The 14,336-nt window shown below is 43.3% G+C and carries 11 protein-coding genes; 4 read left to right on the top strand and 7 right to left on the bottom strand.

The features are described from left to right. Positions 1–38: 38 nt before the first annotated feature. Both J0L60_04745 and J0L60_04740 read left to right on the top strand, forming a co-directional pair. Positions 39–2,129 (top strand): T9SS type A sorting domain-containing protein, encoded by a 2,091-nt coding sequence (locus J0L60_04745; GenBank protein ID MBN8545424.1) that lies wholly within the window; start codon positions 39–41, stop codon positions 2,127–2,129. Positions 2,130–2,206: 77 nt separating this feature from the next. Then, positions 2,207–2,776, top strand: coding sequence for a hypothetical protein (locus tag J0L60_04740; protein ID MBN8545423.1), 570 nt, complete (start codon positions 2,207–2,209; stop codon positions 2,774–2,776). An 8-nt stretch (positions 2,777–2,784) separates the two neighbouring features. On the opposite strand, the gene J0L60_04735 is transcribed toward J0L60_04740, so the two are convergent. Together J0L60_04735 and J0L60_04730 are read right to left on the bottom strand one after the other, a co-directional pair. Continuing rightward, the gene (locus J0L60_04735) at positions 2,785–3,513 is read right to left on the bottom strand and encodes an esterase family protein (GenBank protein ID MBN8545422.1); all 729 of its coding nucleotides are present in this window, start codon (positions 3,511–3,513) and stop codon (positions 2,785–2,787) included. A 17-nt stretch (positions 3,514–3,530) separates the two neighbouring features. Beyond that, on the bottom strand, positions 3,531–4,214 hold the full coding sequence (locus tag J0L60_04730; GenBank protein ID MBN8545421.1) for a response regulator transcription factor: 684 nt from the start codon (positions 4,212–4,214) through the stop codon (positions 3,531–3,533). Between the two features lie 254 nt (positions 4,215–4,468). On the opposite strand from J0L60_04730, the gene J0L60_04725 reads away from it, so the two are divergent. Beyond that, positions 4,469–6,766, top strand: a complete 2,298-nt coding sequence (locus J0L60_04725; GenBank protein MBN8545420.1) for a TonB-dependent receptor — start codon at positions 4,469–4,471, stop codon at positions 6,764–6,766. Between the two features lie 612 nt (positions 6,767–7,378). Here J0L60_04725 and J0L60_04720 read toward each other — a convergent pair. Genes J0L60_04720 through J0L60_04700 form a run of 5 tightly spaced genes read right to left on the bottom strand, consistent with a single transcriptional unit; the run spans position 7,379 to position 13,116 of the window. Further along, positions 7,379–7,873: an NADH-quinone oxidoreductase subunit I gene (locus tag J0L60_04720; protein ID MBN8545419.1), complete on the bottom strand. Its 495-nt coding sequence runs from the start codon at positions 7,871–7,873 to the stop codon at positions 7,379–7,381. Positions 7,874–7,882: 9 nt separating this feature from the next. Further along, positions 7,883–8,914, bottom strand: coding sequence for an NADH-quinone oxidoreductase subunit NuoH (gene nuoH / locus J0L60_04715; protein ID MBN8545418.1), 1,032 nt, complete (start codon positions 8,912–8,914; stop codon positions 7,883–7,885). 16 nt (positions 8,915–8,930) lie between these two features. Then, complete coding sequence (locus J0L60_04710) at positions 8,931–10,601, bottom strand: (2Fe-2S)-binding protein (GenBank protein MBN8545417.1); 1,671 nt, start codon at positions 10,599–10,601, stop codon at positions 8,931–8,933. 12 nt (positions 10,602–10,613) lie between these two features. Then, positions 10,614–11,864 (bottom strand): insulinase family protein, encoded by a 1,251-nt coding sequence (locus J0L60_04705; protein MBN8545416.1) that lies wholly within the window; start codon positions 11,862–11,864, stop codon positions 10,614–10,616. Between the two features lie 55 nt (positions 11,865–11,919). Continuing rightward, positions 11,920–13,116 (bottom strand): aminotransferase class I/II-fold pyridoxal phosphate-dependent enzyme, encoded by a 1,197-nt coding sequence (locus J0L60_04700; GenBank protein MBN8545415.1) that lies wholly within the window; start codon positions 13,114–13,116, stop codon positions 11,920–11,922. Positions 13,117–13,317: 201 nt separating this feature from the next. On the opposite strand from J0L60_04700, the gene J0L60_04695 reads away from it, so the two are divergent. Next, complete coding sequence (locus tag J0L60_04695) at positions 13,318–14,328, top strand: RNA ligase (ATP) (protein ID MBN8545414.1); 1,011 nt, start codon at positions 13,318–13,320, stop codon at positions 14,326–14,328. Positions 14,329–14,336 lie beyond the last annotated feature (8 nt).

Genomic DNA, 14,336 nt, shown 5'->3' with positions numbered 1-14,336 from the left:
TTATCTAATCATTGGATACAAACAAAAATGGAGAAACCATGAAACATATCATCACAAAATTGTCGTTATTTCTGTTGTTCCTTGGGCTTGGTGCACTAAATGCACAGGCACTTTCGGGAACATATTATATCCCTCAGGGTGCAAATCCACAAGGTTACGCATCCCTTTCTGCTGCATGCGCCGCTATTTCAACAAATGGTGCCAACGGCGTGGTAACCTTTATCATCGACGGTAACCTCACCGAAACCGCTCATTGCTTCATAAACAACACCACCTTTACTGCAACAAACAGACTGGTAATCAAACCTGCTGCCACAAAACAGCCGGTTGTTACTCTTACAGGTGTAAATGCTTCGAATGAGTTTTTTACAATACTCAACTCAAGCTATGTAACCATTGACGGTTCGAATGGAAACAACGCTGACGGTACAAGAGACCTTACATTCGAGGCAAACCTCGCAACAGGAAGATGGGCTCTCGAAGTTCAGGACAATTCAGACTTTATAACCATTCAGAATGTTAAGATTCTTAATGTAAACAGCTCGAGAACCTTAAACACTGCAGGTATCGCGGTTGACGGTTCAATCGGTACAGTCGGTCAGTGCCCTGACAACATTCTTATCTCCAACTGCCAGATAGGAAGTGACGCTTCTTCATTCGAATCAGGTATTGGAATGTGGGGAAATGATCCTACTTCACCCGTAACCGGAACCATTCAGGGATGCGACATATATGCAGGCAGAAGAGCCATAACAACCTTCTACATCGCAAAGAATTACTATGTTGGTAACACCATCATAATCTCTGATCCAAGAGACCGTACTTTCTATGCAGGTGTTTATCTTACAGGAAGTGTAACCAACGATACTACTGTTATAGCAAACAACAAATTCCCCAAAATTGCCGTGAATACCGCTGCAAACAGATTCGCCGGTGCAATTGTTGTTTACGGTAATACCGGTGTTATAAATGTTGCAAACAACTTTATTGCTCCAAACTTCACAAATTCAGGTGTTTCCACAGCCAACAGATATTACGGAATCGTTTTTGGCTCCGCAACATGGAACGGAATCATCAATATCGGTCACAACTCTTTCAGAATTGATGCTCCTGCAACCACAGGTATCAATGCATGCATCGGTTACGAACTAAACTCAGATGCCACAATGAATGTTGGAAACAACATTTTCCATCAGGGAAACAGTACCCCAACTTCATATTTGATCCACTTCCCGATGACCGCAAGCGCCACCAATATTATCAATTTTAACTGGAATGCCTATTACCTCGCAGGTATCGGTTCATCATTCGGTTATTATGGAAGTGCAGCCGTTGCCACTTTGAACGACTGGAAAACCACAACTTCACAGGATCCCCAATCGATCTACAAAATGGTCAATTTTGTATCCAACACCGACCTACACCTGACAGGTGCTTCAAATGGTGACTGGGATTTAAGAGGAATGCCGATGCCTGAGGTAAAGTTTGATATCGACGGCAATCCAAGAAACGCAATGTTCCCTTACAAAGGTGCTCACGAAGCTTCGATTTCACTTCCTGTGGAACTGACTTCATTTACAGCTCTTCAGACAGGTGAAGCCGTAGTTCTTGACTGGACAACAGCCACCGAAACCAACAACCTCGGTTTCGAAGTTGAAAGATCAACAGACGGACTTACATTCAACAAGATTGGCTTTGTAAAAGGTGCCGGTTCAACAACTGACAAACAGGTTTACAAATTTGTTGACAACCCGGCTCTAACCGGAACTGTCTACTACAGACTCCGTCAGATTGACCTGAATGGTGAATTTGCTTATTCAAACATTATCGAAGTGGATGTTGCCGGCGTGAATTCTTTTGCTTTACAGCAGAACTATCCAAACCCGTTCAACCCTTCAACAACAATTAAATTCTCTCTCCCCGCAGCTTCCAGAGTTAACATCACAGTTTATGACATGATGGGTTCTGAAGTTACAAAGATTGCTGACAAAGATTTCGCAGCCGGTTCACATCAGTTGAATTTCAATGCATCAAATCTTTCGAGCGGAAGCTATATTTATACAATCACTGCTACTTCTGTTGATGGCAAATTGTATAAAGAAACAAGAAAAATGCAGCTTCTGAAATAGTAATATTTCTTTTCACGGGACGCGGACGCACTCAGGTGTATCCGCGTCCTTTATTATTTTAATTCATACATGAACCGATGACAGCAATTATTGATTACGGCGAGAGACCCGAATATCTTCTCTGGCAACTGGAGAAGCTTGGGGTAAACCTCAAATTTACATCTGTTGAAAGCGAAATACTTTCAGCTGAAAAAATCATCCTCCCCGATTGTCACGACCTGAAGAAAGCAATCAAAAGGCTCCATCTACTGAATCTGTTTTCAATGCTTCGCATGATAAAGAAGCCGGTTTTGGGGATCGGCAACGGATTCTCGATAATGTGTGAAAACACTCACGAGACAGGCAAAGCCGGACTTGGGTTTTTTCCGCTGTCACTTGCTGTTCCTTCTGTAGTTCCATCACTTCCAGCAAAACTAAGTGCGGATATTTGCGATAATGTGATCTTTATGGATGCTGTGACTCTGGACGGGTTGTATTTCGAAAAGCTGTTTCTCCCCTCATCGAATGAATTTAACGCAGCAGTTCTCACTGATCACAATGAGATTCCTGCTGCATTCAAAAAGGGGAATTATATGGGTGTGGTTTTCAATCCTGCCTTTTCAGGCCCGGCGGGTAACCTGTTTCTCAATAAATTTATTGAGATCTGACCGGAAAATCAAAGTCTGCTTACAAAGTATGGCAGCATTTTTCTCCATGTAGGCCAGTCGTGTGGCATGTCGTGTCCCCAAATCTCAAGTTCATGCGGTATCCCTTTACTCCGAAGAATGTTGGAAAGATTGATTGACCCCTGAGGAGCCTCATATTCTCCTTGACCTGTAGCAATTATTATCCTCTTGTTGTGACGCATCTGATTTAACAGATTCTCGTCATTCAGGTTTGAGAGATAATCGACCGGGGAATTGAAATAAACATTCTCATCGTAGTGCCCTTTTGTGTAAGCTTTCAAATCATAATAACCACTCATCGGAATCGTACCGGCAAACAGGTCAGGTCTTCTGAAAAAGATGTTTGCTGCATGAAGTGCTCCGAGTGAGGCACCCGTCAGCATGATGGGTTGCAGACCACCGCAGTTTGAGTGGATAAATGGCACCACTTCATCTGTCACATAGTAGTTGTATGTCATGTGCCTGAGGGCTTTATGGTGTGGCATCATCGAATTGTTCAACCAGCTCTCGTTGTTAATGCTGTTTATCGAGAATACCTTGATTTTTCCCGATTCGATGTAGGGTGAAATAGCATTTATCAGTTGAAATCTTTCATACTCAAGGAAATCCGCACCGGCTGTAGGGAACATCAGCAACGGAATGCCCCAGTGCCCGTATACAACAATTTCCATGTTCTTCTCCAGTCGCGGGCTCCACCATCCGTGTATTTCTCTTTTCATCTCTCTCTTTTTCCTTTTTATAATATGTTAAGTTTCTTTAAAAGATCATTTTTATACATCGCCCCAATCGGAATGATGTTTTTATCAACCATAAGATTGTTTTCCGTAATGTCGGCGATTCTGTCGATCCTGACAATAAATGATCTGTGGACTCTTACGAATTCTTTCTTCGGAAGTTTAGCCTCTATGTGCTTCATCGTTGAATAAATCAGATGCTTTCCTGTTTGTGTGTGCAACTGGATGTAATCACCTTTGGCTTCTATAAAATTTATGTCAGCCAGATTGAGTCGCAAAAGTCTTGAATCAACCTTTACAAAAATGTAGCCGGGCGCCGTCCCCTCGGCATATTTGTTGTATATTTCAATGGCTTTATCGACCGATTTCAAAAATCTTGCATAACTTATCGGCTTCAGAAGATAGTCAGTTACATTGTGCTCAAAAGCTTCGACAGCATAATTCTCTTTTGCGGTAACAAATATTATCTGGGGACTCTCTTTCAGGGTTTCTATCATTTCAATGCCGGTCATCTCGGGCATTTCAATGTCAAGAAAAACCAGATCAATTTCCTGATCTTTTAATACTTTTACAGCATCTATGGCATTGGAGAAGGAACCCGCAAGTTCGAGATTCTCAGTCTGAGCAACGAACTTCTCAAGAATCTTCCGCGAAATTTCCTCGTCATCAACTATTAAACAATTCATTTGTCTACCGGGTTTTGCATGCCTGTATGGTTGTTCAATTTTCTGAATAAATAATCAGGGTTAAAGGGCGAATTTAGCTATTTTTTCAAAAATATTTAACAATTATTTACTAATGTTTCGGGATTCTTTATCCCATATCGGGTTATTTTTCTTTTTTCTTGAAATTTGCCCGATTCAGGCGTACCAAAAGTTGTTTTTTGCATCCCGTTTTAATATATATCAGATGTATTTTTGATTTATTTAGTGAAGCCCGGATGAAAATAATTGTAGTCTTTCTGCTGCTTACTACTTCAATGTTTGCACAGAATATAAAGATCTCAGGAAAAATAACAGACGAAAAAACATTGAATCCCCTGGATAATGTCCTCGTTTATTCTGTAAGTTTCCAAAAAAGCACTTATTCCGACAAGACAGGCTATTTCGAATTAAACCTGCCAAAAACTGAAACGGTGACACTTCGATTTCTGCTTGCCGGTTATTCCCCTTTGTATATGGATGTGTCGGTCAACAACTCCGGTTCGGTGACCGCCGATATTTTGATGACACCTGTTGCAATACATCTCGGTGAAGTTACGGTAACCAGTCCACGGTATGTTTCCTCCCTGCAGGAGTCACCATATCCACTCGGCATCATCGAAAAAAGTGAAATCGACAACAACAGCAAATTGAGTCTTGCCGAGTTCCTTAAGGAGGAGCCCGGTGTCGCTCTCACCCGTGATGGAGTCTGGGCTACCGATATCTCCGTTAGAGGAATCAGGGGGACAGGTATCGTGCTGATGGTTGACGGAAACCGACTTGAAACAGCTACTGAACTGAGCGCACGAATGTCAATGATTGACCAGTTCGATATCGAGAGAGTGGAGATAATAAAAGGTGCTGCATCATCGATGTATGGTACAGGAGCCCTGGGAGGTATCGTAAATGTAATCACCCAAAACCGGAAATTCAGGGACAACTTTTATTATACCGGTTCCATCGGTGGTTTTTTCAACAGTGTGAACAAGGGTTCGGGAACGAGCCTTTCCTTCAACACCGGGGCAAACAACTGGTTTGCGAAGATCCGGGGTTCATTCAGGGGGGCTTCTGCTACTGAAACACCAGATGGAGTCATCTCCAACAGTCACTATCACGATAACAGCCTTAGTGCATCGTTCGGTTTTAAACCTCTTCTGAACCATGAATTTGAATTGAATTATCAGAGATATGGTGGCGACGACATCGGACTTCCGGGTGGCTCCGCTTTCCCAGCAGCAGCGATTGCCCGCTATCCCACTGCAAAACGGGAGATGTACTCAGCCGAATACAAATTCTCCGAAATATCATCCATTCTTTCAAATGTCAGCGTTAAATACTGGCATCAACTGATAGTTAGAGACGCCGAGGTTGTACTTCCAACCGCCAGGTTGCTCCCGTATGCTGACCATGTGAGCGATGGCATTCAGGCAGTCTCAAACTGGCTCTTCAACAGCAACTACAGATTTGTACTTGGTGTCGATGCCTGGCAAAGGGAAATGGACAGCAGAAGACAACGCATCACCCAAAACAGAACAAAGGACACCACAACCATTACCGGTGAAAGACCTGTCCCGATCTCCAAATTCAGAAGTGGTGGTATCTTCTTTCAAAATGAAATAGACAATATCGCTCAGAATTTGAATATTGCCATTGGCGGCAGATTTGATTTAATCAATATCAAAAGCGAAAGATCCTACAATCCCGAGTATGTTTCGGTGAACGGAGTGGTGAACAACAATCCTCCGTCTAAAAAGATTTTGTGGGAAGCAAAAGATGAAAACAATTTTTCCTGGAGCTTGAACATCGCCTCCCTCTACAAAATAACGAGAGAGCAACAGGTGAGTTTCAACTTTGGGAAGTCTTTCCGCTCCCCTTCGCTCGAGGAGAGGTTTCAGTTTCTCGACCTTGGCGGTCTGGTTAAACTCGGCAATCCTGCCCTCGATCCGGAAGAAGGCTGGTTTTACGATCTCGGATACCGGTTTTATTCATCGGGAGCGATGTTTAAAGCAAACTTTTACCTTAACACACTCACAAACCTCGTTGTGGAACAACCCGGATACACATTTCAGGGAAGACCTGCCACGCAAATGGTTAATTTCGGAGCGGCAAAAATCTTTGGTTTCGACCTTGCATTCGAATTGAAACTGTTGAAGGAAGTGATTCTTTACGGAAATGCTTCCGCAGTAAGAGGTGAGGATTCAAAGAAAACCGAGGACCTCCCTTTCATCCCGGCAGATAATGCCACGATTGGTCTTAGGATAAAAGCAGTGGAATTTGCGGACGCATCAGTCGAGTTGACGGGTGTTGCAGACCAGAATAAAATTGCGGCTGCTGAAAAGCGGACACCCGGTTATGGTCTGGTCAATCTAAACATTTCTTCCAAACCGTTCAAACTCCCCTATGGCGAAATCAGATTGACCGTCGGTGTGGATAATCTCCTCGATCGCTCATATTTCAATCACCTAGCCACCAACCGTGGCCTGATCAAAGGAGAACCGGGGAGAAACCTCTTTATTAAAGCGAACATAACTTTTTAGCTATGAACTATGATCTATGAGCTATGAGCTGAAATAATATAGCCCTTGTGGCGACATATGGGTAGAGAAAATCTCCGAGTCCCAAGAGAGCCCTTGTGGCGACATATGGGTAAATATTCATACTTCAATCAGATATTTTCTTTTGAAATTACCCCACTTTTTCCGAAATAATATATTTTTCTTCAACAAATGTTTTCTTACCATTTGGTAAAATTGGGGTTGGTTACCTGGATTTCATCCATATGTCGCCCAGAGGGCTTTCTTGGGGTTTGCCGCCCGATTCTATCCATATGTCGCCCGGAGGGCTTACTTGGGGTTCGTCACCCGATTCTATCCATATGTCGCCCGGAGGGCTTACTTGGGGTTTGCCGCCCGATTCTATCCATATATTGCCCGGAGGGCTTACTTGGGGTTTGCCGCCCGATTCTATCCATATGTCGCCCGGAGGGCTTACTTGGGGTTTGCCGCCCGATTCTATCCATATATTGCCACGCGGACCAGGATAAAAAGCATCGTTGAGAGCATGAAAACAGAAAAGGCCGCCTCTTTTGAGACAGCCTCTTTTTTTCAATTTAGCTCATAGCTCATACTTCATAGTTCACAGCTAAAAAACTATTTGTTTCCTCGTAAAAACTCTATTCTTTCCTGAAGTTCTGAGATAGGGGTGAGGAGTTTGTCTTTACCGTAGATGGCGTCTTCACGGCTGGTAAAGGCTATTTCATATTCCTTGCTCATTACGATGGCTTCTTCCGGGCAAACCTCTTCGCACAGACCGCAGAAGATACAGCGGAGCATGTTTATTTCAAATTTTTCGGGGTATCTTTCCTTTTCCCTGTCAGTTTCGGCTGCCTGCACTTCGATAGCAAGAGCGGGGCATACGCGTGAACAGAGTCCGCAGGCTACACATCTTTCTGTTTTGTCCTCTTCTTCCACCAGAACGGGGCGTCCTCTGTAGTGACCGGAAGGCATAAACTTAACTTCGGGATACTCCATTGTATATTTTGGTTTGAACATGTTTTTGAGTGTGATTGCCAAACCAGCCGCTATTGATGGAAGATATATCTTCTCCATCAATGTAAAATCTTTCATTCGTTTCTTAACTGCCATATCGATATCCTAATTGAGAATCATTGCTAAAACTGCTGCCCAAAGCACATTCAGAAGTGAAAGCGGGAACATAACTTTCCAACCGATATTCATGAGTTGATCATAACGGAAGCGGGGAAGACTCCACCTGACCCAGATGAAAAAGAAGAGAAGTGCTCCCATTTTTATGAAGAATGCACCTACCTGCAACAATGCCTGAACTCCTGCCGACAGACCGAGTTTTTCAATATACGGAACCTGCCATCCACCGAGGTACAGGGTAACGATAAGTGCTGATGCAATTATCATGTTTGCATACTCTGCAAGGAAAAATGCCGCAAACTTCATGCTGGAATATTCGGTATGGAAACCGCCAACCAGTTCAGGTTCAGCTTCGGGAAGATCGAAGGGAAGTCTGTTCGTCTCAGCAAAAGCCGATGTAACGAATGTGATAAAGCCAATCGGTTGAATAAATGCATTCCACATCAATCCTGCCTGTGATTCCACGATCTTCTGAGGCAAAAGTGATTCCGAAAAAATCAGAACACCCGCAATTGAGAATCCCATCGATATTTCATACGAAATCATCTGTGCGGAAGATCTGATTCCACCAATAAGTGAATATTTTGATCCTGAAGACCAACCTGACATAGTGATTGCATACACACCGATTGATGTGAGTGCAAGTACATAAAGAATCCCGGCGTTGATGTTCGAGACTACCGAAAGGTTTATCGTCCTGCCGAACATCTCCACATCAGGCCCGATCGGAATGACCGCGTATGTGGCAAATGCTACAAAAAGTGCGAGAAATGGTGCCAGTGTGTGTATCGGTTTATTTGCCTGATCGGGAACAATATCCTCTTTCAGAAGGAGTTTGAACACATCGGCAAATGGCTGGAGAAGCCCTGCGGGTCCTACTCTGTTGGGACCAACCCTGCTCTGTGCCCAGGCAGATATTTTCCGTTCAAAATAAACCAAATAAGAAACCGTTAGCAGCATGATATTTGCTATTATAAGCACTTTTACCAATGCAATGCCGGCAATTATCCAAGATTCCATTTAATCTGTCTCTTCTTTAAACTTTAAGTAATTCTTTATCAACTGTAATTCCCGTTTCTCCAAGGTCATCATATGTGATGCCGTGGAACCCGGGGTGATGCTTTGTAAATTCTTCCCAGACATCCTCTGCCATTTCGAATTTGCCTTTTAATCCGAGCAAATGACCGAGATCAAGAAGTATCTTCCACGACGGTTTGGCATCATATTTTTTGTAGTTGCCCCAACGGTCATATTTCGTTCCAAACTTATCGAGTCGGCTCATTGCAAGACCGTCAAGACTGCGATCCATTTGTTCAGTGGTAACCGCAGGACGGATTCGCTGTGCTCTGTTTTGGAAATTAACGAATACACCATTCTTTTCTGTCCAGGTGGCTGCAGGGAAAACAACATCGGCATGTGCCGTGGTTGCATTAAAATTGGAAGCTATCACAATCAAAAGTTCGAGTTTCTTCAATGCCTCTGCCCATGCAGAATCGAAGGATGCGAGATCCTCTTCAACCACAACCAGAGCTTTTACTTTTTTCTCGTTGATGGCCTTCAGAATACCTTCCAGATTCAATCCATCTTTAACAGGTTTTACACCAGCCTTCAGGGCACCAATATCATTCGGTGATTTTTCATCGCGTATCAGGATGTCGTCACCGCTGCCGGGAATTATATGTCTCGGGAAATCAAGATTATTGCAATGGAGGTGATTTGCCACTTTGGAAAGAATAAAATTATCCTCTACCGTAATTCTCCCTGAGCCGATAAGAGCCATTTCGCCCGGTTTGTAGCTGTGAAGATCGGATGCCGCCTTCGACAGTGCCTCATCCCAGGTTGCTTTACTCAAGCCGGCTTCCCTCTTGATGTGGCAACCGTCGACTCTGTCTTCAGCGTTCACATTTTTCCAGGTATTCAAACGACCGTTGTCGCACATCCAATAGCTGTTTACATCATCATTCTGACGAGGGGTAAGTCTTAATATTTCATTACTTCTGACCCACACATCAACATTACATCCTCTCGAACACCCCGGACAGACCGAGGAAGTATTCGACATATCCCAGACTCTCGATTTGAATCTGAAGTCCCTGTTTGTAAGGGCACCTACAGGACAGATATCTGTAACATTCAATGAATACGGATTATCAAGTTCTTTTCCGGGGTAGGTTTGAATTGTAACCCTGTCACCCCTGTTTACAAAGGTGAGCTGGGTTTCCCCGGCAATTTCATCACAGAATCTGATGCAACGCGAGCATGAGATACAACGGTCACCATCAAACATCACATAAGGTCCCAAAGGAACCCTTTTTTCTTTGTGCTGTTTTTCTTCCGTGAACCGGCTTTCACCGATGCTGTGACTGTAGGTGTAGTCCTGCAACTTACACTCACCGGCTTCGTCACAAATAGGACAATCAAGCGGGTGATTTATAAGCAGGAACTCCATAACAGCCTGACGGGCGGAGAGGGCTTTCGTGGATTCTGTATGTACAACCATACCTTCAGCAGCTTGTGTTGCACATGCAATCGCGAGCTTTGGCATTCTTTCAACTTCGACTAAACAAACACGACAGTTGCCGGATACGGTAAGTGAAGGGTGCCAGCAGAAGTGGGGTATATCCACTCCGACTTCCTTGGCCGCCTCAATTATCGTTTGCCCCGGCTTAAAATCTATCTCCTGTCCGTCCAAAATAAACTTTCCCATTCAGGTCTTCTCCTATGCTGCGGTAGTTATCAGTTTGGTTTGCGGTTTAATAAACACTTTTGTAAAATTTTCGAATCTAAGCAGATCGTCGGCAAGAACTTTTATCTCTTCCGCCGTTACTGCATCAATTTTTTGTATCACTTCTTCAACAGGGATTATTCTCCCGTGATTCAGTAACAGATTGGCCATTCTGATCATTCTGTTGGAAGTGCTTTCGAGTGTCAGAAGGATGCTTCCTTTCAAATACTCTTTTGCTCTTTTTAGTTCACGGGGATCGATTTCTCTTTCCCTGAACTTGTTGAGCTCTTTTTCTATATTCTTCATCGCTTTGTCAAAATTCCCGGTATTTGTCGAGAAATAGATGCCAAACGAAGAGGCATCTTTGTAAAAATTGATAAAGCTGTTAATCTGATATGTAATTCCGAGTTTTTCTCTTATGTTCTGATAGAGTCTGCTGCTCGTTCCTTCCCCGAGAATCAGGGAAAGAATATTAAGAGGCAACCTCTGTCCGCTGTTGTAGCCGACACTTTTTGCTCCCATAATCGAATAAACCTGCTCGGTCTCTCTCAGCATCACATGCTCGATACCCGGATGAGTTCCTGCGTAATCCCTCTTTATTTCAGCACGAATTGTCGATTTGTGCAGATGCTTCTGAGCCAGCTTCACAAGCTGTTCATGGGTAATGTTACCCGAAGCGGAAATCAGCAGATTCCCCGGTGTATAGTGATGAGCGTGATGTGTACTCACCATATCATGACTAAACGACGAAATGGTCTGCTCTGAACCCAAAATTGAGTATCCAAGAGGCAGACCCGGGAAAACCAGCTCTTCGAATTTGTCGAAGATCAGTTCATCAGGATTGTCATTTAAATCGTTTAACTCGTCAAGAATAACACCAATCTCGTTCTTGATATCCTTCTCACGCATGAGTGGATATTGCACCATGTCAGCTATTACATCGAATGTCTTCCCGAGATTGGAAGCCATCCCTCTGGCATAATAGCATGTATGCTCTTTGGCTGTAAAAGCATTGATGTAACCACCGAGAGATTCGATATCGTCGGATATCTTCTTTGCAGTGCGCCGCTTTGTGCCTTTAAACAGCATATGTTCGAGGAAATGTGAGATGCCACTCGTTTCAATGGTCTCATCACATGAACCCGTATTGTACCAGAAGCCCAGCGAAAATGACTGCACATAAGGTACATGCTCGGTGACAATTGTAGTGCCACCGGGTAATATTGTGATGTTAATGTTATCCAAACTTGTCCGTGAAAGTACGATAAATCAAACTTTAAATATAGATATATTAAAGACTTTAAGCAAACTTGCCGTAGAAATCGCCAATCTTTTTATATGCTCTTCTCAATATATCATCCTCAGGTAAAAACACCACTCTGAAGTGTCTTGTTCCCGGAACCTGACCAAATCCGCTGCCATGTACCACAACAACACCTGTCTCTTTTATCAGGCCGGTAACAAATTCAAAGTCTGTCTTGTCCGTTTCGATCTTTGGGAAAGCGTAAAAAGCACCTTCAGGTTTAACGCAACTGATTCCTTCAACCTGATTCAACATTTCAAAAGTAATGTCCCTTCTCACCTGAAGTTTTTTCATTGCTTCAACGAGGTGTGACTGGTCACCTTCAAGAGCTATCTTGATTCCGTATTGTTCAGGGTGGTTTGCCGAAAGCCTGGATCTTAAAATTCTGTTTATGGCTCCAAGATAATCCTTCAGTTTGGCTTCATTTCCGCTTACAATTCCCCAGCCTATTCTGAAACCGGGAACCATGTAATTCTTGGAAAGCCCGCCGAATGTAATCATCGGAACTACCGAATTGAGCGATGCTATCGAAATGTGTTTCTGGCCATCGAAAAGGAGTTTATCGTAAATTTCGTCGGCAAAAATCACCAGATTGTTCTCTTCAGCCACCTTGATGATCTCTTCAAGAATCTCTTTTTTGTAAAGAGAGCCTGTCGGATTGTTTGGATTAATGAGGACAATCGCTTTTGTCTTGCTGTTTATTTTTTTCTTTATGTCATCAATATCGGGTTGCCATCCGTTTGATTCATCAAGGTAGTAAGGATTTTCGTAGGCGGAAAGTTTCGCGGAAATCGCTGTATAAAGGGGGTATCCCGGTGTCGGAGTGAGGACATTCTCGCCATCGTTTACAAGTGCCGTCAGACAAATATCTATGGCTTCACTTGCTCCGTGTGTAACGAAGACATCACGGATGTTTTTAATTCCTTTTTTTTCGCCTTCATCCCTGATTGCCTGAACGGCTTCCTTTATACCCGAAGAGGGGGCGTAACCATTTTTATTCATCAACATTGCCCTGTAAGAGGCCTCAACCAGGTGACGGGGCGGTTCAAAATCGTAAATATTGGGGTCACCAATATTCAAATAAAGCATCTCTTTACCTGTTTTTGCCACTTCATCTGCCACAAGTAAAATATCTCTGATCGCATAGGTGATATTGTCGGTTCTTACGGCGGGTTTTATTGCATCTGATATCATAATACTGTTCCTGATTTCAAAAAATTGTATCTTTAAACTTACGGAAATTTTACGAGAGAATGCACTTTTGACACGGTGGTCAGAGTTTTATGAACCGGTTGTTTTTGCGAAAAATTTTTTCCGGTTTTAAGACCGCTCTGATCCATTTTTAATGAATTGATGCTTAAATTAGAGTGGTAATTTTTAAGGAATCAGGATAGAATGAGAAAACTTGCAACAATTCAGATTATATCAGATGTGCAGCCGATTGAAGGTGCTGACAGAATCCAGGTCGCCTCGGTTCTCGGCTGGAAAGTCGTCATCAAAAAAGATGAATTCAAACCGGGAGACCCGGCAATCTATTGTGAAGTTGATTCCTTCCTCCCCGTAAAACCGGAATTCGAGTTCCTTCGCAAGTCATCTTATAAAAAGATGTCCGACGGTACCGAGGGATTCAGACTGAAAACCATAAAATTGCGAGGCGTAATAAGCCAGGGATTACTCATCCCCGTTTCATCACTCCCCGGTTATCCCGAAGTGCCGCCTCCGGGAACCGATGTCACTGATATTCTCGGCATCCTGAAGTATGAGCCCCCGATTCCCGCCCAGCTCGCCGGTGAGGTTAAAGGTCCATTCCCCGGTTTCATTAGCAAGACTGATGAAGAAAGAATTCAAAATCTCATCGATTCCCTTCCCAACTATAAAGATTCACTATTTTATGTCACCGAAAAAGTGGATGGTACTTCGATTACGATTTATCTTAAGGATGGTCAGTTTGGCATCTGTTCAAGGAATCTCGAGCTGGTCGAAAATCCCGAAAACACCTACTGGTGTGTCGTTAAAGAGCTGGACATCGAGAACAAACTTCGGAACCTTGGAAGAAATATTGCCCTGCAGGGTGAACTTATCGGTGAGGGGATACAAAAAAACATCTACAGACTTCGCGGGCAAACCATAAAATTCTTCGATGCCTTCGATATCGATAAATATGAATATTTCGACTACCCTTCGTTCAAATCGATAATCGATGAATTTGGTCTGGCAACCGTCCCAGTAATTGAGGAGGCGCTCCAACTCCCTCAATCTGTCGATGAAATACTGACAATGGCAAACGGAAAATCTGCCCTGAATCCCGATGCAAACCGCGAAGGTCTGGTTTTCAGAACCACTTCGGGGAAGAGATTCTCATTTAAGGCAATAAGCAATAATTTTTTACTGAGTGACGAAGAATAACTTTTTAG

The organism is Ignavibacteria bacterium (genome assembly GCA_017302895.1).
Taxonomy (GTDB): Bacteria; Bacteroidota; Ignavibacteria; order Ignavibacteriales; family Ignavibacteriaceae; genus UTCHB3.
This window is presented reverse-complemented; position numbering and strand designations above follow the sequence as displayed.